Genomic DNA, 20,032 nt, shown 5'->3' on the forward strand with positions numbered 1-20,032 from the left:
ATCATGCCCGCTGGATTTAACGACAAGGCCGTGGAAATTATCATGCTGTGGTTCAAAAATTTAATGGTTTACCGTCTTAGCCGCGATGTTTCTTTGCGTGCCGAAGAGATGGAAAAACAGCTGGCATCAATGACGTTCACCCCTTGCGGTAGCCAGGATATGGCAAAAATGGGCTGGGTTCCGCCGATGGGATCGCACAGCGATGCATTAACGCATACCGCCAATGGCCAAATTATTATCTGCGCCCGCAAAGAAGAAAAAATTCTGCCGTCGCCGGTTATCAAACAGGCGCTGGAAGCCAAAATTTTCAAACTGGAAGCTGAGCAAGGTCGCAAACTCAAGAAGACCGAAAAAGACTCGCTGAAAGATGAAGTTCTGCACTCATTGCTGCCGCGCGCCTTTAGCCGTTTCAGCCAGACGATGATGTGGATCGATACCGTCAACGATCTGATCATGGTTGATTGCGCGAGTGCGAAGAAAGCCGAAGATACGCTGGCGCTTCTGCGTAAGAGTCTCGGTTCGCTGCCGGTCGTTCCGCTGACGATGGAAAACCCCATTGAGCTGACGCTGACCGAATGGGTTCGTTCCGGTACAACGGCACAGGGATTCCAGTTACTGGATGAAGCCGAACTAAAAGCGATCCTTGAAGACGGCGGCGTGATCCGCGCGAAAAAGCAGGATCTGGTCTGCGACGAAATCGCCGTGCATATCGAAGCGGGCAAACTGGTCACCAAGCTGGCCCTTGACTGGCAGCAGCGCATTCAGTTCGTGATGTGTGACGACGGCTCTATTAAGCGTTTGAAGTTTAGCGACGAGCTGCGCGATCAGAACGAAGATATTGACCGCGAAGATTATGCTCAGCGTTTTGATGCCGATTTCATCCTGATGACGGGTGAACTGGCGGCGCTGATTAAAAGTCTGGTGGAAGGATTAGGCGGCGAAGCGCAACGTTAAGCCGTACTTACCGAATGGCGGCATAATGTCGCCATTCGTCATTTCTATGCTTACAGATAGCGGCAAAGATAGGATGTTGGCTCTGCCACCTGCAGATGAAACTCACTGTTGCCCGGTACGTTGAACACGTCCCCTGCGGCATACACCTTCCACTCAGTTTCCCCCGGCAGCAGCACGTTCAGTGCGCCGCTAACGACAGTCATCTCTTCAGGCGCCGCAGTACTAAAGGTATATTCGCCTTCAGCCATCACGCCAACACTGGCGCGGCCAGTACTGCTGCTGGTAAAACCGATCGATTTTACTTTGCCGGAAAAGTATTCATTACTTTGAAGCATACAACTGGCCCCATCTCGTGATTAAGTTGAGAACCAATATAGGGGGCTGACGTTCCACCTGTCACGCAAAATTACGCCAACAGCTCCGAAGCCAGTCGGGCAATCAACACATTAGACAGAAGAACCGGGACATCCAGCGATTTTTGCAGTAAATCGCGATGGCGTTGATTGAACCCCAGACAATCCAGCATGATCACATCCGCGCCTTGCTCCAGCAGTTCTTTCCCGGCATCAATCAATTGTTGTTCGGTACCTTCGATCGGATTCGCCACGGCATACACTGGTGGAGTTTGTAACACCTGCCATTTTTGCGTCTGGGCTTTGAGCAATTCGGTGACGGGGACAATAACCCCGACCTGATGCCCATCGACAATCGAGGCCACCAGCGGGGGGATAATACGCAACGGCTCCAGCAGAATGCTATTGCGGGCGGTCAGGCGAGCGATTGAGGCGGTACTCATCAGCAGGATCACGTCAAAGCCCTGGTTATCCAGCACCTCCACGATACTTTGCAGCGAGCGCTCAACCTTCTGGCGTGAGACATGCGCAAGTTGGTGGTCGCTGAGCAGCGTTAATAAAGGCTCGTCACCGGGCGAAACGCCGTACTCAGCCATCACATCTTCTCGCCGCATCTGTCCAAGCAGACTGTGGTGAGTAATGTGCTGTTCATCGATATATTCCGTCAGGAGCGGTAACACCTCACACATCGGCACCACGCCAATCGTGAGGATAGCCAACGACGCACTCATTTGTTGCTCCACCATCTTCTTACTTTGCTGTGAAATCCCGGGCAAGTGCCGGGCGCTGACCTGCGCTACAAATGCTCAAAAGCGTAGCAGCTGATCGACGGTGTATTGTGTAAAGATTCCCAATCATTCCGGTACTGGATTGTTATTGCTTAATTTTCAATTTTAACGGTATACGGCGAAATTTAAGAAAATGTGATGAACGCCCGTCGTGGCACTTTTCAGACTCGTGCCAGGACGGTGCTTAATATCAGGTTTTATCGGGGTCTTCGTAGCGTTTTTTGGCATCCATGGCTTCCTGCGCAGAAGGATGCTCACTGATCAACGTATTCGGTTTAGGGTGATCGGCTCGAAGTTGATACCAGGTTACCGTCTGGCCTGGCGTCCCCTTTTCAACCGTAACAATGTTCGCTTGACGTGGGTAAGGTGGTTTTGTCGGCATAGTTCTTCCTTTTTACTGGATGAACATTAAGTATAGACACCGCCCTGTAACCGTGGCGCTGCCTGCGCCAGTATCTCAAGAATGTCTTCCACCACCTGCGCAGGTTTATGGGTGGCATCAACGATGTAGTGCGCAGCTTCACGGTACAGAACATCGCGCTGAGCGAGCACTTCCTGCACCTCTTCAGTCAACGGCTTACCGGTTAAGGTTGGGCGCAATCCCTCTTCAGGCGCGGCCTCCAGACGATCAACCAGTACTGATACCGGTGCGCTTAAATAGATAACCACGCCGTGGCTGCGCATGTAATGACGATTAAATTCGGTAAGAATGATACCGCCGCCGGTCGCAACAACCGTTGCCGGGGCCGTGACGGCCTGCAGAGCGCTCGTCTCCTGGGCACGAAACCCTTCCCATCCTTCCCTTTCGACAATCTCCGCCACGGTCATCTGCACGTGCGATTGCAACCAGCGATCGGTATCGACAAACTGGAAATCGATAGCCTTCGCCAGCGCCATACCGGTAGTTGTCTTACCACACCCCCGGGGGCCGACAAGATAAAGAGGTTGCGTCATTACAGAAATTCCCCAGGGAGCCGCGAGCGAGCGGGATCTGATGCGGTTAAAGATATAATCATATCACCAAACTAGTACATCGCCAAAACGTAAAGAAAAAATTACATATAGGGTAGCTGTACCTATTAACCCCTACTATAACAAGAATTCACCATGAATAAAGTGTAAATAATAAATTACACGCTTTATTTTCTACGCTGTACTTCCAGCCACCACTTATCAAGCTCAGCAGCAAAATGCTGCCTGTCTCGTGGTGAAAGGCTGTCCGGCCCGCCGGTCTGAATACCGCTGGCGCGTAGCGTATCCATAAAATCACGCATCATCAGACGCTCACGGATCGTGGCTTCGGTATAACGTTCACCGCGCGGATTAAGCGCCGCCGCACCTTTTTCAATGACTTCCGCCGCCAGCGGGATATCCGCTGTTATCACTAAATCACCGGCACTACACTGACGTACAATCTCGTTATCCGCCACGTCAAACCCGGCGGGAACACGTAATGTGCGGATAAACCGCGAAGACGGGACGCGCAAACTTTGGTTGGCTACCAAAATAAGCGGCATCTGCATGCGCTCAGAAGCGCGGTACAAAATATCTTTAATCACATTCGGACACGCATCGGCATCCACCCATATTGTCATAATTTCTCCCCACTGATGTGCAGTTGCACATTGTCGCGTGCTTTTACTTGCAGGCAAAGTGCTGTTTATCCTTCTGCACATATTCAATCCGCGCTAAGCTTAGCTTTCCCAGGTAAAACAATGAATATCACGCATAGGGAGTGACAAAATGGACAAGAAAATCGGTTTTATCGGCTGCGGTAATATGGGCAAAGCGATACTTGGCGGCATGATCGCCAGCGGCCAGGTTCTCCCCGGACAAATCTGGGTCTACACCCCTTCCCCCGATAAAGTCGCTGCATTGCACGACCAGTACGGTATTAATGCGGCGCAGTCTGCGCAAGAGGTCGCGCAAATCGCTGACATTGTTTTTGGGGCCGTAAAACCAGGCATAATGATTAAAGTGCTGAGCGAAATTACCTCCAGCCTGAACAAAGACTCCCTGGTCGTCTCGATTGCCGCTGGCGTCACCCTCGATCAGCTCGCCCGCGCGCTGGGCCATGACCGTAAAATCATTCGCGCGATGCCAAACACGCCGTCACTGGTGAATGCCGGAATGACCTCCGTCACACCGAACGCCTTAGTCACGCCAGAAGACACGGCCGACGTGCTGAATATCTTCCGCTGCTTTGGCGAAGCGGAAGTCATTGCGGAGGCAATGATTCATCCGGTCGTTGGCGTCAGTGGTTCAGCACCGGCCTATGTGTTTATGTTTATTGAAGCGATGGCGGACGCCGCCGTGCAGGGTGGCATGCCTCGCGCGCAAGCTTATAAATTCGCGGCGCAGGCAGTAATGGGGTCGGCAAAGATGGTGCTGGATACGGGTAAACATCCCGGAGAACTGAAGGATATGGTGTGCTCGCCTGGCGGAACCACCATTGAAGCGGTACGCGTCCTGGAAGAACGTGGTTTCCGTTCATCAGTGATTGAAGCGATGATTAAGTGCATGGAGCAGTCGGAAAAACTCAGCCGCTCCTGAGTTAACACCGCCGGACGTCAGGCCGCCGCCTCAGTGCGGTTACGTCCGGAATTCTTTGCTTTGTAGAGCGCCATATCCGCCGACTTTAACCATTCTCGATAATGCTCGGTTTCTGCGGTCAGCGGCGCAACGCCCACGCTGATCCGCAGAGCAACCTGCGGCGCGCAGGATAAACGCAGTTGGCCAAGTCGTTCGTGAACGCGAGACATCGCCGCAATCGCGCTGGTTGCCGGCGTGCCGCACATAATCACCGCAAACTCATCACCGCCAAAGCGCCCGATCACGTCGCTACCGCGTAAGGTCATCTGCAACTGGCGGGTCAGCGCGACAATCGCCTGGTCCCCAACGTCATGACCCCAGGTATCATTGATGCTCTTAAAATGGTCGATATCGATAATAAGTAACGTGGCGTCACGCTGGTAGCGGCGGCAATTATCAAATTCATTACGCAGTAACAGTTCCCAATGGCGGCGGTTGTACACCCCAGTCATGCCATCTCGCGTACTCATCACCTGTAAACGGCGTTTATGTTCCGCCAGCTTGATGACCGTCTGGTAGCTGACCCAGGCAAACAGCAGCGGATAAATCACCAGCACCGGCAGCGTCAATAGCACGCTAAGTTGAGTACTGCTAAAAGTGACGGAGATATCGGTTAACTGTAACGTCACCAGGCATGAAACCATCATCAAAACGGCGCCTGCGATGAATATTCGCATCCCGCCTGCGCCCATCAGGTTGATGCAGATAATCATCAGCAGCGCCGTGGATGGCAACAGGTTTACGCCCATAATCCCTATCCACATACCGGCAAGAATGGCATCGGCTTTTAAGTTGGTAAATTCGCTATGCAGAGGATCGTCGGCTTTGCTGGCCAACTGCCAGGCCAAATGCGGCCAGACAAACGCCCATCCCACCAGTAATAGCCACCAGCCACCGGTAATGGGCTGAGCAACTAATACCGACGCGATAGGGAAAAACATTCCCCCCAATCCCACCGCTCGCGGCAGCCTGATTCGTCGGGCGAATCGCAGACCGGAACGTTGGTGGTCATTTTGATGAAGCGATAAAAATGCTTCATTCGGGACGACCTTCTTTTGATAAAAGTTTTCATCATTCATTGTATTTGGGAATATTCTGAAACAAATTTCCCAAATTATAGGAAGGGGTCTGGTGGCGGAAGTATGATATTTCGGGTGAGCGATTTTACCTGCTCACCCGTAAGTGCTACGCAGATTTCTTCAGGCAAGCGCTCATAAATTTATTACGATCATCACCTTTCAGAGACTGCTCCGTCGCCTTAACGTTACATTCACGCATTTTTTGCTGCTGCGGCGTCAGGCTCTTTTCCTCCGGCGCAGATTTACTGTTTTTCAGGCAATCACTCATATATGTCTTACGCGCATCCCCTTTTAAGGTCTGCGCCGTTGCCTGCTGATTGCAGGTGGTCATACGCTGTTGTTGCGGGGTTAAAGTCTTCTCGGCAGCACCGACGGTAGTTAAAAAAATCAGACCAAAAAGCAGCGTCATTAATAATGTAATTTTCATAGCATCCTTCTTTTCTGAACGACAACACACAGGTAAGTTTGGCTGCTAACGATAAAAATACCACCCGCCGGCAAAAGTATTGCCGCCGGGTGTCGGGTTATTTCAGTCCTAACGCCGCTTTCATGGTGTAAAACAGGTCGGTTTGATCGGTCAGACCGACCACATTCGCCGCATGCGGGCCATAGGCTGCAATTCGCAGCTGGCTGCCGGTGTGCTCCTGAGATTCCTCTTCAGAGTTGCCGTAGCTGATGACCATGACCGCGCCATCTTTGGTATTCAGCGCCTGGGTCAGGCCTGGTGCTTTGGTATCCGGCGCGACAATCTGGCTGGCATGTGCGTGGTCAGCGGTTACCACCACCAGGGTGTTGCCATCTTTCTTCGCAAAGGCAAGCGCGCGCTGTACCGCTTCGTCCAGATCGACCGTTTCACCAATCTGTCCGCACGGGTTGGCGGCATGGTCCTGTTTATCGATTGACGCCCCTTCCACTTGCAGGAAGAAGCCTTTCTCATTTTTGCTTAACAGCTCAATCGCTTTATCCGTCATCTGCGCCAGCGTTGGCACGCTGTCGTCACGCTTTGGATTTGGCGTACAGGTCACAACCGGCTTATCCAGATTGCCATGATAAGACGCTTTCGGACCTTCCCAGCGCACGGGCATATTGCCGTCAGAGAACAGGCCCAGCAGCGGTTTATCCTGATTAGCTTCGGTAATCGCCGCCAGCGTCGCGGTATCACTCACCATCTGATAACCACGGGCCAGGGCTTGTTCACGCAACGTTTTACCCTGCCACTCGCCTGCCGCAGCGGTTTCCGCAAACGTTTTGGCCCCGCCGCCCAGCGTAACGTCAGCCCGGGCATTCAGTAATTGTTCGGTGATTGACCCTTTACCGCCTTTTTCCAGCGCATTGGTTGGACATTTTTCACGTGTCACGCCTGGGCCATAGCACTTACGCGAAGTCACATGGGCAACCAGCGCCGCCGGGGTAGCATCCTGCAATTCAGCGGTAGAAACGTTGCCCGTTGCCAGCCCCGCCGCTTTTGCCATTTCAAGAATTGTGGCGTGATCTTTTTCATGAATATCAACGCCCAGCGCGCCATTATAGGTTTTCACACCGGTGGTCCACGCCGTCGCGGATGCCGCAGAATCCGTCACATAATCGGGTTTACCCGTTTTCTTATCCAACGCATAGTGCGTGTATTGTCCGGTCAACGGTAAAGCATCAATCCCTTTAAAAAAGCCGCCTGCGCCTTCGGCATAATTTCGCGCGGCCGTTATTTCTGAGTCACCCATCCCATCGCCAATCAATAAAATAATATTTTTGGCCGGTTTATCGCTCAGAGATTCGCGCAGAGCCGCCGTTTGATCGGCAGACAATCGGCGGGCGCCGCCCGGCGTGGTGATATCACCCTGAGCGGCACGATTATCCATAACCGCGATGGCAGAGGTTTCTGCATTAATAACCGGGGTAAACAGCAAAGGTAACAGGGCAATAGCGAGTGCGCTTTGTTTCACTTTATTTTCTCCATGTATAAATACGGTAAAATTAAAACAAAGCGACTATAAGTATTTGATGTGACACTTTTATGATAATTTGTGGATGACGCACCACGGATTACTCAAAACGCTTTTGGCACACTCTCGCCAGCGTTATGAACGTTGGTCAGAAACGCAGGCATACGGCCTTCTCCAGCCAAAGCCCCCTCAATTTGGCGAATAAATATTTGCCGATCGTTACACGTCATATTGCGCAGCATTTCGATGATTACCTGCTCCAGCGTTTCAACCTGCGCCGTCAGTTCTTGCGACTCTTCTTCTTTTTGGGCGAGCTTAAGTAACAACTCAGTAACGAGATTTTTCATTTACGTATTCCCTTAACCAAATATAGGCCACGTTATCATTAAGACTCACAACTGCCTAGGGAAGGTGCGAACAAGTTCCTGATATGAGATCATCATATTCATCCGGAGCGCATCCCAGAGGGACATCATGAGCCATCAACTCACCTTCGCCGATAGTGAATTCAGCACTAAGCGCCGTCAGACCCGAAAAGAGATTTTCCTCTCCCGCATGGAGCAGATTCTGCCATGGCAGAATATGACCGCTGTCATCGAGCCGTTTTATCCCAAGGCGGGCAATGGCCGACGGCCCTATCCGCTGGAGACCATGCTGCGTATTCACTGCATGCAGCATTGGTACAACCTGAGCGACGGTGCCATGGAAGATGCCCTGTACGAAATCGCCTCCATGCGCCTGTTTGCCCGATTATCCCTGGATAGCGCCCTGCCGGATCGCACCACCATCATGAATTTCCGCCACCTGCTCGAGCAGCATCAACTGGCCCGTCAATTGTTCAAGACCATCAATCGCTGGCTGGCCGAAGCAGGCGTCATGATGACCCAAGGCACTTTGGTGGATGCCACCATCATTGAGGCACCCAGCTCTACCAAGAACAAAGAGCAGCAACGCGATCCGGAGATGCATCAGACCAAGAAAGGCAATCAGTGGCACTTTGGCATGAAGGCCCACATTGGTGTCGATGCCAAGAGTGGCCTGACCCACAGCCTAGTCACCACCGCGGCCAACGAGCATGACCTCAATCAGCTGGGTAATCTGCTTCATGGAGAGGAGCAATTTGTCTCAGCCGATGCCGGCTACCAAGGAGCGCCACAGCGCGAGGAGCTGGCCGAGGTGGATGTGGACTGGCTGATCGCCGAGCGTCCCGGCAAGGTAAAAACCTTGAAGCAGCATCCGCGCAAGAACAAAACGGCCATCAACATCGAATACATGAAAGCCAGCATCCGTGCCAAGGTGGAGCACCCGTTTCGCATCATCAAGCGGCAGTTCGGCTTCGTGAAAGCCAGATACAAGGGGCTGCTGAAAAACGATAACCAACTGGCGATGTTATTCACCCTGGCCAACCTGTTTCGGGTGGACCAAATGATACGTCAGTGGGAGAGATCTCAGTAAAAACCGGAAATAACGCCAGAAATGGTGGAAAAAATAGCCTAAATAGGCTGATTCGATGTGTTTGCGGGAAAAAAATCGGCCCAGATCCGCGAAATTTTAATCAGCGAGTCAGCTTGGGAAGAAATGACCTGCTTATTCGCACCTTCCCTAGCCGGGGCGCAGAAATCAGCGCCGAGATGCCCGGAACCGAAGCAATCAGCCCGCTGAGAAAAGCAATATTAGAACTGTCTGGGACCATTGATTTAATAAACAGCGCCAGAATCGGCCCAATTGAGCCGTTACATAACTGGATCACCATCGTAGTAAAAAACAGGCTGATCACCAGCGCCGGATAAGGCAGCGAGGCAAAGACGGCCTTCCCGCTCAGGCGTTCGCTTTTTTTGATTGTCGGGCGCACACCTTCTTTGATAAAGAACAGCGTGACCAGAAAACTCACTACCAGCAAAGCCGCGGTAATACAGAATACCGCCCGTAAGCCAACGTGGTCGGCAATAAAGCCCCCCATCAGCGGCCCGCCAATAACGCCGCTAATTTGCGCCGTCGAGAGCGTACTCAGCGCCCACCCGCTGCGTTCGCGCGGAACCTGTGAGGCTACCAGCGCCATCGCATTGGGAATATAGCCAGACGTTAACCCCATGACCCCACGCAGCAGAAAAAGCTGCCAGACGTTAGTGGCAAAGGCCTGCAGTAAAATCGCAATCGCCATACCCAAAGAGGCCCGCAGCAGCATCAGCTTGCGTCCTTTACGGTCGGCTAAACTCCCCCACATCGGAGAGACAATGGCTGAAATCAGGAAGGTGACGCTAAACGTTAAGCCGGACCACATTGAGAGTGCTTCATGGGAACTCACCCCCAGTTGGGAGATATAGAGCGGTAAAAAAGGTAAGATTTGGCTGATTGCCAGGCCGGTGAAAAAGCAACCGAACCATACGGAAATGAGGTTGACTCTCCAGGATTCCATAGGGACTCATAGCGATAAGTAGCTGAAAACTGTGAGTAGCTTAACAAATTACTTAGCCAAATAAGGGTCCACAGGTGCGATATATCACAGTTTAGGACTTTATCTTCCCGCTCATCATATTTGTGATATACCTCACATCAACCCCACAATATCAGCAGGGGTTTATGCTCCGCGTCCGTTCTGCGCGTTTGCGCTTATCTGTTCCTCTGTTGCCCACCAAAACAATCTGCCAGAAGCCGAGGAAACCTGCGTTTTGTCGTGGTAATGTATGTGCTTTGCATTCATGGAATGGGTTTTTAAGATGGCAAAGTTGCGGGTAGGAATCGTATTTGGTGGTAAATCAGCGGAACATGAAGTGTCATTGCAATCGGCAAAAAATATTGTCGATGCCATCGACAAGACTCGCTTTGACGTTGTGCTGTTAGGTATTGATAAGCAAGGGCAATGGCACATTAGCGATGCCAGTAACTATCTGCTCAATTCAGATGATCCAGCGCATATTGCGCTGCGTCCTTCCGCGACCAGCCTGGCTCAGGTCCCGGGTAAACAAGAGCACCAGTTGATCGATGCGCATAACGGTCAGCCACTGCCAACGGTCGATGTTATTTTCCCGATCGTACACGGCACGTTGGGTGAAGATGGCTCTCTGCAGGGTATGCTGCGCGTGGCGAATCTGCCGTTCGTCGGTTCTGATGTCCTGGGTTCTGCGGCCTGTATGGATAAAGACGTGACCAAACGTCTACTGCGCGATGCCGGATTAAACATCGCGCCATTTATTACGCTCACTCGCGCCAATCGCAACCGCATCAGCTTTGCCGAGGTGGAATCCCGCCTTGGCCTGCCGCTGTTTGTGAAACCAGCCAACCAGGGCTCGTCCGTTGGCGTCAGTAAAGTGACCAGCGAAGCGCAATACAATCAGGCCGTCGCGCTGGCATTTGAATTCGACCATAAAGTCGTGGTGGAACAAGGGATTAAGGGCCGCGAGATCGAATGCGCGGTGCTGGGCAACGATCAACCGCAGGCCAGTACCTGTGGCGAGATCGTGCTGAACAGTGATTTTTACGCTTACGACACCAAATACATTGACGATAACGGTGCCAAAGTGGTTGTTCCGGCAGCGATCGCACCGGAAGTTAACGATAAGATCCGCGACATTGCTATTCAGGCTTATCAGACGCTGGGCTGCGCCGGTATGGCGCGCGTGGACGTTTTCTTAACCGCAGAGAACGATGTTGTGATCAATGAGATCAACACGCTGCCGGGCTTTACCAACATCAGCATGTATCCAAAACTGTGGCAGGCGAGCGGCTTAGGCTATACCGATTTGATCACTCGCCTGATCGAACTGGCGCTGGAACGTCATGCGGCGGATAGCGCGTTGAAAACCAGTATGTAAACCCGCCTGGATGCCTGATCGAGAGCTATTGGGCATCCTTTGCTTCTTCTTCATCTTCCACGCGGCGACGGATAATTAATCCGGACAGCCAAAAGCTAATCACCCACGTTACCAACCCCACCGCATAGGTCTGCCATCCCTGCGCTTCAAAACCCAGTAAGCCCACCACACCGTTCAGAATAAAGATAAGCCCAATAGCGAAGGCATAGTAATGCCAGTCTCGGCGGATTTTAACAGGCAGGTTCATAACGGCTCCGGTGGAAATACAACGTGATAGCACATCCTCGCACATTTCCTCATAGACGTCTGTGGCCTGTGCGGAATTTCTGAAATGTAACTTGATTTCACTTAAGGTTACATAATTGTGACAACCAGCAAAAAACCGAGATCCAGGAATAATCTCTACCTGAAATTACCATCATTCTGATATTGACATTGCCGATCACCTGTCAGACTCACTGTCAGTTCCAGGCATCACGTCAAAAAAAGCAGGTTATTTCCGGAGGTCTTTATGGCTGATTTTACGCTCTCAAAATCCCTGTTTAAGGGCAAGCATCGGGATACCTCCTCCCTGCCCGGCAACATTGCGTATGCCGTATTTGTGCTGTTTTGCTTTTGGGCAGGCGCGCAGGTTTTAAATCTGTTGGCCCACGCTCCCGGCATCTATGAACAGCTGATGCAGTTGCAAATGCAAGAGACAGGACGCCCACGAGTTGAAATTGGCTTAGGCGTCGGTACCCTTTTTGGGCTGGTCCCTTTCCTTGCCGGAAGTCTGATTCTTGGCGCCATCGCGGCATTCGTGCGCTGGCGCCGCCGTCATCATAATGATGACTGACCCATACATTTCGCCCGACGATCGTCCACCCGTTTCGCAAACCACGCGGTGGTCAGATTACGTGTAATCTTCGGGCTTTCCAGCTGAATGCCTGGCAGCATTTCACGGGGTAGCGCTTTCCCGCTCTTCGCTTCCGCCAGCTTATAGACCTTCTCGTACAGCGCGGTATCTTCAAAAGCCAGACTGTCACCTTTTTGCAGTTGGCGGTGGATCTCACTCTCGCTCATCCCCAGCTTCCCGGCCAGTTTACGTACCGCCAGCTCGGTTTTGCCCGGCTCGCTGCTGCCGTAGAGAATCAAGTCACCATCCATCGCCAGCTTCACTCCGCTGGCTTTACTGACCGCATTCTGGAAAGCTGCATTGCGGCTGGCATACCATCCCGCATTGAAATCGGCGAAACGGAAGATTGGCGCGCTGTAATTCGCCGGGTAGTTAAGCAGATGATACGTACCGAACCACAGCCCACCGCGGCGGCTGAACACTTCCTGACGTACTGTTCCCGCCATTTTCCACGGATACCCGTCGGCGTGCTGCTCGGCAAACGCGATACTGACCTGCATTGGCCCACCGGTATGTACCGGATTAAGCGAACCAAACAGCGTCTGCCCCATCGGGGCCATATTGATAAAATCATCAAAAATGGCGCTAAGCTGTTTTTCCGTTTTCACCGTATCCAGACGCTCGCTGTAGCTTTTCCCCGTTGGCGAGTTAATCTTCAGTGCGGTATGCACCACAAACTGCGGGATATGCATACGCTCGGCGCGCCGGTCGATCTCTTTCCAGGCGATTTTACTTAAGTTTGGAACGGCCGGATCCGCCTGATAGTTTGACTCCTGTTGCGCAACCGCTAGCACCGAACAGATATTTTCAACCGTCGGCGCCAGCTTCTGGCTTTCAAACGTCTTCGCTAAATCCTGCGCCCATGCGTCCCGGTTTTTCACGCTGGCGGGCATTTTCTGGCGCACCACGCTCGCCACATCGACGGCTTTCTCCCCTTTTTTTAGCGGCTGCGCGGGTTGGCTACTACATCCCACCAGCACCAGAGCGGCCAGACCGGACAAGGGGTAAAGACGGGAAACCGTCGACATAACATCTCCTTTTTTATTAACTAAGCGTATGGGTAACTTCCTGAATATCCTGGCCATCAAGCTCACGTTCAAAGCTGCGCAGACGCTTATAAATAGACATCAGTTCGACTAACGTTGTCCAGGAGTTAATCAAATACTGGAACGAGCCGCGCACCTGGCCAAACACGTTGGTGATTTGTGTCATCAGGCCGAGCGTAATCGTACCGGCAACAATCGACGGAAACAGCAGGAACAAGCCGAAAACGTTATCAACCTGCAGGTATAGAATACGGGCGATATTGAAGTACATATAGTGAAAATAGAGGCGGAAATAGTTCTGGCGCACCGCATGGAACAGTTCACGCACCGTCGGCGGGGTCGCACGATTAGCGTCATCTTCGCCGTAAACCAGTTCTTTACGGTAGGCCGCTTCCACGCGCTGGTTTTTAAACTCCAGCCCCGGAAGTTTGATGCCGACTACCGCCAGCAAGCCGGTTCCCATCAACGACCAGACAATCGCGGCAATCACCAGCCCATAAGGAACATGTCCAATAATTGGCAGGTCCGGCACATGGGCTGAGAGTGTGACCAGTACAGGTAAGAAGGCAATCAGCGTCATAATCGCATTGATAAAGCTGACCCCCATATCTTCAAGCGTGGAGGCAAAACGCATGGTATCTTCCTGCACACGCTGCGCCGCGCCTTCGATATGACGCAGATGCTGCCAGTGCGCCATATAGTGTTCGTTCATTGCGGTACGCCAGCGGAATACATAGTGGCTAACGAAGAAGTTGTTCATCACCCCAATGACCACGGCAATCAGCGCAATGCCAAGAAAGATGCCTACTTCATGATAGAACTGCTCAATCTTCACCTTATGCGGCGCACTCAACGCGGACTGAATCAGATCATAGAATGGCGCATACCAGGCGTTGACGGCGACGCCAACTTCAACCAGAAACCAGGTCACGAAAATAATCAGCGACGTGCCCAGTATGGACCAGTACTGCCAGCGGTGCGGGCTGTAGATAAACCAGAACAGCGCGAACACCCCAACACAAAGAATGTAATACGCATAAAAAATCAGGTAATCCAGTGACCAGAATCGGGCCGCGCTAATCGGTACGTCTCCCGACGCGCCGGTAATATGTGCAACCCAGGCTCCCCCACCTCCTTGCCAGAATACAACGGCGACCAGTGCCCAAATAAATGCCGAAATAAAGAACGGCCCCGGCTTTGGGAAAAAAGACTTAAACATAGTGCTCTCCTGCTAACTTCTTATCGTTATGACGACTGCTGTGTATTTGCCACCGTGGAGTGCGGCGGCCAGACGGCTCACGCCCAAAAACACAAGCTGAAACCGACAAGTGTGACCAAAACCGCGGCACTTAGTTCGCACCCGGGTATGAAGAATTGTTTCTGTGATTTTCACACTCGACAACGTTCCAGCAAGTGCAGATTATCACAGCGTGAGATCACAAAAGCGAACATCCGTAATCCGGGAAACGCTCGCGTTTACTCATCGTTACGTTTTTCACACTATCATTGGCTGATAAGCGCTTTGCAATACGCCGATGAGTAGTATAAATACGCATACGCACGACATCCTTTTTCACTTTCTCTAACTCATGGACACCACCGTTGAAACGTAGTCTGCTTTTTTCTGCCGCGCTGTGTGCGGCGTCATTGACATCTGTCCAGGCGGCACAGCCTATAACCGATCCGGTCTTCGCCTCTGATATCGTCGATCGTTATGCCGACCATATATTTTACGGCAGCGGTGCTACGGGGATGGCGCTCGTGGTGATTGATGGCAACCAGCGCGTATTTCGCAGCTTCGGCGAAACACGCCCTGGCAATAACGTTCATCCGCAGCTGGATTCCGTTATTCGAATTGCCTCTATTACTAAATTAATGACCAGCGAAATGCTGGTGAAATTACTCGATCAGGGTACGGTTAAACTCAACGATCCATTGAGCAAATATGCGCCGCCTGGCGCGCGCGTGCCGACTTATCAGGGCACGCCGATTACGCTGGTGAATCTGGCGACGCATACCAGCGCGCTGCCGCGCGAACAGCCTGGCGGCGCGGCGAAGCGCCCGGTGTTTGTCTGGCCAACCCGTGAACAGCGCTGGAGCTATCTCTCAACCGCCACGCTTAAAGCCGCACCGGGTTCGCAGGCTTCTTATTCCAACCTGGCGTTTGACCTGCTGGCCGATGCGCTGGGAACCGCATCCGGAAAGCCTTATCCACAGCTGTTTGAAGAAAAAATCACCCGCCCGCTGGGGATGAAAGACACCACCTTTACCCCATCCCCCGATCAATGCAGACGCCTGATGGTCGCGGAAAAAGGCGCCAGTCCTTGCAACAATACCCTGGCGGCAATGGGCAGCGGCGGTGTTTATTCAACGCCCGGCGATATGATGCGCTGGATGCAGCAGTATCTCTCATCTGATTTTTACCATCGTAGCCAGCAGGCCGACCGTATGCAGACGCTGATTTATCAGCGTACGCAGTTAACCAAAGTGATAGGGATGGATGTTCCGGGTAGAGCCGATGCGCTGGGTTTGGGCTGGGTCTATATGGCGCCGAAGAATGGGCGACCAGGAATTATTCAAAAAACCGGTGGCGGCGGCGGCTTCATTACCTATATGGCGATGATCCCACAGCAAAACGTCGGGGCATTTATCGTGGTGACCCGCTCTCCGCTAACCCGCTTTACCAATATGAGCGACGGTATCAACGATCTGGTTGCAGAGCTGAGCGGGAACAAACCGCAGGTTATTCCTGCATCCTGACTTAATACTCAAAAGGCAAACGGTTAATGCTCACCAGTTTGCCTTTATTCATTTCAATGTAACCACCTTTACGCAATGCCGCGAGAACCTCAGCGACAACTGAGCGTGAAATTCGCGTGCGTTGGTGAATATAGTTCATGACGCCGATACGCGAACGCAGTACGTCGTCCCATTTCATCATGGATATCAGCGTCGCGCGGATCTGAACGTAGGAGTTATTGCCGATCAGCTGCAGATCGCGCAACTCAAACATGGAATTTTGCCATGCTAACCAGCAAAAGGCTTCACGCCAAAGCTGGCATTGTTCAATTATATTTATCGTTTGCGAAGCAGGCAGGTGGTATCCCGTACAATTACTTTCGGTTATTAATCTGTATTGTACATCTGTTTTTATCACGCCATCAGAAAGGCCCATAATAAAAGGCGCCTGTGCAATCCCGACCAGCACGCTTTCTCCTCTACGCAGGGAAACAACACCACTTAAAATAACAAAAGTATCGTCACTATTAATATCGCTGGAAAAAATTATTTCTTTGTCGTTATCACACTCAAAGTGTTTACCATATTTCGCTAAACATTTATCAAGCTTACCAAACTCAAGAAGAGGTTTATTTGAAGATAGCATGTGCGTATTCCTTGCAAGAAATGCCCGTCAAATCCGTGACGGGCATTATTTCTAAATAAAATTACCTTTTATTTCTCTGCAAGAAAGTTGTTACCAGGTATATTTAACACCAACGTTTGCAGACCAGTCTTGATCGACATCACCGCCACCGAGGTAATTAGCATCGGTGTACGCGCTGAAGTTCTTGGTGAAGCTGAACTGAGTACCCAGCCCAACGCGTACCGCAGAACCTTCTACGCCGTTGTCGATAGAATCACCGTTTACATCAGAATCGTTGTTAGAGTCGTCGTAAACGTAGGCCAGTTTGAAGTACGGGGTCAGCGCCTGGTCATCGCTGTAGGCGAAGGTATAACCCGCATCTACACCAAGTTCATAACGCATGCTGTCATAAGACTGACCGTCAACTTTCATGTCGTTGCTCAGCTTATAGTCATCACCAGACTGGAACAGACCGGATACGCTACCGTAAGGGGTTACGTAACCTGCGTCACCCAGCTTCAGGTCATAACCCAGTTTCAAGCCAAAGCCCCAGGCATCAGAAGAGGTGCTGCCATCAACATACTGACCGTTGCTCATGCTGGCAGACAGATCGTTGTTGAAGTGGGAGTAGCTTAAGTTACTGTCAACAAAGATGTTGTTCGCAAAACGAGCAGAAGAGTAGATATAGGCAGTCTGGCTATCCTGATCTACCTGACCGGTACGATCACTCATGTCACCTTTCGCGAAGCCTGCCGCAGCACCGACAATCCACTTAGCGTTGTTACCATCGATTTTGGAATCAACACCGACCATGATGCCGTTAACATCCTGATCATAGTTAATGTTGCCGTTATCCGCATCGAAGCTGCCGCCGAAGTAGCTCACCCATGCACCACCGTTATCTACCAGACCATGACGCGCGTTAGTCAGACGAGTACCAATGGTGTCTTGCTCCAGGTTCCAGATATTGGTGTTGGCAGACGGAATACTCAGCGCCATGTTCGCGTAGTCGGTCAGCTCCATCTGCTGCAGAACAACGGTGTTACCCTGCTGCTGAGCCTGATAGGTGTAAGCACCCAGGTCTGCTTTGTTGGCTGCAGAGAAGGTTGCGGTGCTGTTCTTGTCGTTAACGTAGATCAGCTCGTTACCCTTGTAATCGGTAACAGAACCTGCGCCAGTGGCGTTATCGATGCGAACTTTATAGTTACCGGTTGCCGCTGCTACGTGATCACCGTAGTTATCAACTTCAGACTGATCGCCTGAGGTGTCGGAATCACCGTTACCGTTGATAGTCAGATGACCATCAGAGTTCATCGCGATCACGCCATAACCGTAGTTAGCCTGGCGCGTATCGTTAGTACGATCGTTGGTCAGGTCAGCATTCAACACATAGTTAGCGCTGTTGATGTCGAAAACACCCGCATTAACATGGTTGTAAGCGTCGGTGTAGCTGGTCAGATTCAGGGTATCAACCTGCAGCGCGTTACCGGTGCTGTTGCCCACATCCAGAACGCCGTTGTTGGTGACGTTAATGGTATTGGCATACAGCGCGGCATTAAGCACATTCCAGCCAGCAGAGACATCATCAGCAATCGTTACGGTACTGTTGTCAATAGACAGCGTATTAGTCGCAACACGACCATCTTCATTGATGTTCAGTGCGGAAGCACCGGTCAGAGAGATGGAGTCAGAAACCAGCGCAGAATCGCCCACGTTGACAACGGAACCGCTGTTGATGCTCAGGGTGTCAATCAGAGAAGTTTTGGTAGTATCCCACTGGGAAGCGCCGTTCAGCGTCACGTTGAACAGACCGCTCTGATAAACGGTATTGCCAACCACATGACCATTTTCGTCATAAGAGGATGTGTTGCTATCGATACCGTAGGTTGAAGAAGGCCACAGGCTGTTGGCAGCGATATCAATCAGCGTAGGAGTGGCTTCAGTGCCCTCAGCATAGCTTTCGTAAACGCCATCACCATCAACGTCAACCTGATGGACGGACATTGCCGCACCAACCCACTTGCTGCCGTGGTTCAGGGTCAGATCCAGACGGTCAGTACCATCCCAGCCGTTGGTATCCAGATCGGCATCGGTATCGCGGTAAGTATCAGCGCCGTTCGGGAAGAAGTTCTCATCAAAGTTGCTGGAGAACAGCACATCGCCCATCAGCGTAGCGTTATCAAACGTGGCGGTGGTCTGCATCGCGTTATCTGCATTGGGATTAGCAATAACCGCCAATGCGATATCATTCGCGTTCCAACCGTTACCGTTGTAGTCGCTCGCATTGCTGGTGTTACCAAACCAGCCGGATCTTCCTTCATCAGACCAGGAACCAGAGGTCAGGGTAGAGTCGGTAACAGCGATAGTGTTGTTAAACACTTCGCCGCTGTTTACGCCGGTGATGACGGTATTATCGTCAATATCTTCCCACTCATAACCTTGAGTCAGGGTAATACCCGCAACGTGAGAGTTGTTGGTGATAGACAGATCAACTTCTTGATCCAGAGTGATAGCCGTACCCAGGTTATAAACGTCGACAACGTGCGTATCAGCCACGTCATTATAGGTACCGTTGTAGGTATAATGTTCGTAGTTGTCATCGATAGTGGAGTTGATGACGTTCATTGCCAGACGGTCGTAGTAATAGTCGGTACCCGTACGGTTAGTACAATCCGTGGTCATACATTCGGATGTCACCATTCCGTGAATGGTACTGTTTTTAATCGTCAGGCTGTTATAATTGCCGTTAGTTGACAGTCCATCATCCAGATAATAAGTAGAAATAACGCCGTTGACAGTAGCGTTATTGATTACCGGATAAATATCACCATTATAAATACTATCAGTGCCGTAATTGTTCCAACCGACATATCCATCGAAGTAAACGTCATCAACATGTGATGCGTCATTATAATGGGTGAACGTTGTGTATGTGGTTCCAGAAATATCAGTAGAAGCATTCGCCTGAGAAGTGATTGCCAAAGTACAGGCTAATGCTAATTGTGAGACTACTAGTTTCTTTTTCCAAGTGTGCATTTGTCATCCCTCCTCAGGGACGTAATATAGTTGATCCATCAATTATCAATGCAAAGAAAACATTTTATGTTTCGCGGGGACGATTATGCGGTTTCACAAAGTAAAGGTTCAATTATTCTTTGCTAGTCGTCCGAAACCGGACAACACTACGAATATCCTCACATCTGACACAA

Annotated in this window: 20 protein-coding genes and 1 pseudogene; 6 read left to right on the plus strand and 15 right to left on the minus strand. The window is 51.4% G+C overall.

Going from position 1 to position 20,032, the window contains the following annotated elements; genetic code table 11:
• The first annotated feature begins 42 nt into the window (after positions 1-42).
• On the plus strand, positions 43-954 hold the full coding sequence (gene rdgC / locus HV314_RS19265) for a recombination-associated protein RdgC (protein WP_003021479.1): 912 nt from the start codon (positions 43-45) through the stop codon (positions 952-954).
• Between the two features lie 50 nt (positions 955-1,004).
• Here the strand turns inward: rdgC and ppnP are convergent, their stop codons facing one another.
• The 5 genes from ppnP to HV314_RS19290 form a co-directional block, all read right to left on the minus strand.
• A complete protein-coding gene (ppnP, locus tag HV314_RS19270; protein ID WP_016152010.1) occupies positions 1,005-1,289 on the minus strand; it encodes a pyrimidine/purine nucleoside phosphorylase in 285 nt (94 codons plus the stop codon).
• A 71-nt stretch (positions 1,290-1,360) separates the two neighbouring features.
• Positions 1,361-2,038, minus strand: a complete 678-nt coding sequence (locus HV314_RS19275; protein ID WP_016155840.1) for an AroM family protein — start codon at positions 2,036-2,038, stop codon at positions 1,361-1,363.
• A 247-nt stretch (positions 2,039-2,285) separates the two neighbouring features.
• Positions 2,286-2,477 (minus strand): protein YaiA, encoded by a 192-nt coding sequence (gene yaiA / locus HV314_RS19280; RefSeq protein WP_016155839.1) that lies wholly within the window; start codon positions 2,475-2,477, stop codon positions 2,286-2,288.
• A 26-nt stretch (positions 2,478-2,503) separates the two neighbouring features.
• A complete protein-coding gene (aroL, locus tag HV314_RS19285; protein WP_181546466.1) occupies positions 2,504-3,049 on the minus strand; it encodes a shikimate kinase AroL in 546 nt (181 codons plus the stop codon).
• Positions 3,050-3,234: 185 nt separating this feature from the next.
• Positions 3,235-3,690, minus strand: coding sequence for a YaiI/YqxD family protein (locus HV314_RS19290; RefSeq protein ID WP_016155837.1), 456 nt, complete (start codon positions 3,688-3,690; stop codon positions 3,235-3,237).
• 148 nt (positions 3,691-3,838) lie between these two features.
• Between HV314_RS19290 and proC the strand changes: the two genes are divergently transcribed.
• Entirely contained in the window at positions 3,839-4,648 is an 810-nt protein-coding gene (gene proC / locus HV314_RS19295; RefSeq protein ID WP_016152005.1) for a pyrroline-5-carboxylate reductase, read from the plus strand.
• Between the two features lie 17 nt (positions 4,649-4,665).
• Here proC and adrA read toward each other — a convergent pair whose 3' ends face one another.
• The 4 genes from adrA to HV314_RS19315 form a co-directional block, all read right to left on the minus strand.
• On the minus strand, positions 4,666-5,781 hold the full coding sequence (adrA, locus tag HV314_RS19300) for a diguanylate cyclase AdrA (protein ID WP_181548116.1): 1,116 nt from the start codon (positions 5,779-5,781) through the stop codon (positions 4,666-4,668).
• Between the two features lie 91 nt (positions 5,782-5,872).
• Entirely contained in the window at positions 5,873-6,193 is a 321-nt protein-coding gene (psiF, locus tag HV314_RS19305) for a phosphate starvation-inducible protein PsiF (protein ID WP_003830956.1), read from the minus strand.
• A gap of 97 nt (positions 6,194-6,290) precedes the next feature.
• Positions 6,291-7,706 (minus strand): alkaline phosphatase, encoded by a 1,416-nt coding sequence (gene phoA / locus HV314_RS19310; protein ID WP_019076143.1) that lies wholly within the window; start codon positions 7,704-7,706, stop codon positions 6,291-6,293.
• Between the two features lie 104 nt (positions 7,707-7,810).
• Positions 7,811-8,053: a sigma-S stabilization anti-adapter protein IraP gene (locus tag HV314_RS19315; RefSeq protein ID WP_016152002.1), complete on the minus strand. Its 243-nt coding sequence runs from the start codon at positions 8,051-8,053 to the stop codon at positions 7,811-7,813.
• Positions 8,054-8,180: 127 nt separating this feature from the next.
• On the opposite strand from HV314_RS19315, the gene HV314_RS19320 reads away from it, so the two are divergent.
• Positions 8,181-9,161 carry an IS5-like element ISKpn26 family transposase gene (locus HV314_RS19320; RefSeq protein ID WP_000019441.1) on the plus strand — a complete coding sequence of 327 codons (981 nt, stop codon included), beginning with the start codon at positions 8,181-8,183 and terminating at the stop codon, positions 9,159-9,161.
• A 139-nt stretch (positions 9,162-9,300) separates the two neighbouring features.
• On the opposite strand, the pseudogene HV314_RS19325 reads toward HV314_RS19320, so the two are convergent.
• Positions 9,301-10,122 (minus strand): annotated as a pseudogene (locus HV314_RS19325) (MFS transporter); the annotation flags it as partial.
• A 301-nt stretch (positions 10,123-10,423) separates the two neighbouring features.
• Between HV314_RS19325 and ddlA the strand changes: the two are divergent.
• Positions 10,424-11,518, plus strand: a complete 1,095-nt coding sequence (ddlA, locus tag HV314_RS19330) for a D-alanine--D-alanine ligase (protein ID WP_181546470.1) — start codon at positions 10,424-10,426, stop codon at positions 11,516-11,518.
• A 25-nt stretch (positions 11,519-11,543) separates the two neighbouring features.
• Here ddlA and HV314_RS19335 read toward each other — a convergent pair whose 3' ends face one another.
• Positions 11,544-11,765 (minus strand): DUF2754 domain-containing protein, encoded by a 222-nt coding sequence (locus HV314_RS19335; protein WP_016151999.1) that lies wholly within the window; start codon positions 11,763-11,765, stop codon positions 11,544-11,546.
• A gap of 264 nt (positions 11,766-12,029) precedes the next feature.
• Between HV314_RS19335 and HV314_RS19340 the strand changes: the two genes are divergently transcribed.
• Complete coding sequence (locus HV314_RS19340) at positions 12,030-12,353, plus strand: DUF2755 family protein (protein WP_016151998.1); 324 nt, start codon at positions 12,030-12,032, stop codon at positions 12,351-12,353.
• Here HV314_RS19340 and HV314_RS19345 read toward each other — a convergent pair.
• Positions 12,338-13,441 carry a DUF1615 domain-containing protein gene (locus HV314_RS19345; RefSeq protein WP_137352746.1) on the minus strand — a complete coding sequence of 368 codons (1,104 nt, stop codon included), beginning with the start codon at positions 13,439-13,441 and terminating at the stop codon, positions 12,338-12,340. The two genes, HV314_RS19340 and HV314_RS19345, sit on opposite strands and share 16 nt — an antisense overlap.
• 16 nt (positions 13,442-13,457) lie before the next feature.
• Positions 13,458-14,678 carry a peptide antibiotic transporter SbmA gene (gene sbmA, locus HV314_RS19350; RefSeq protein WP_181546471.1) on the minus strand — a complete coding sequence of 407 codons (1,221 nt, stop codon included), beginning with the start codon at positions 14,676-14,678 and terminating at the stop codon, positions 13,458-13,460.
• 383 nt (positions 14,679-15,061) lie between these two features.
• On the opposite strand from sbmA, the gene ampH reads away from it, so the two are divergent.
• The gene (gene ampH, locus HV314_RS19355) at positions 15,062-16,219 is read left to right on the plus strand and encodes a D-alanyl-D-alanine-carboxypeptidase/endopeptidase AmpH (protein WP_016151995.1); all 1,158 of its coding nucleotides are present in this window, start codon (positions 15,062-15,064) and stop codon (positions 16,217-16,219) included.
• 1 nt (position 16,220) lies between these two features.
• On the opposite strand, the gene iprA is transcribed toward ampH, so the two are convergent.
• Together iprA and ehaB are read right to left on the minus strand one after the other, a co-directional pair.
• On the minus strand, positions 16,221-16,844 hold the full coding sequence (gene iprA, locus HV314_RS19360; RefSeq protein WP_181546473.1) for a hydrogen peroxide resistance inhibitor IprA: 624 nt from the start codon (positions 16,842-16,844) through the stop codon (positions 16,221-16,223).
• A 90-nt stretch (positions 16,845-16,934) separates the two neighbouring features.
• A complete protein-coding gene (gene ehaB / locus HV314_RS19365; RefSeq protein ID WP_181546475.1) occupies positions 16,935-19,859 on the minus strand; it encodes an autotransporter adhesin EhaB in 2,925 nt (974 codons plus the stop codon).
• Between the last annotated feature and the right edge of the window lie 173 nt (positions 19,860-20,032).

The sequence above is a fragment of the Citrobacter sp. RHBSTW-00887 genome, assembly GCF_013728095.1.
Lineage (GTDB): Bacteria > Pseudomonadota > Gammaproteobacteria > Enterobacterales > Enterobacteriaceae > Citrobacter > Citrobacter braakii.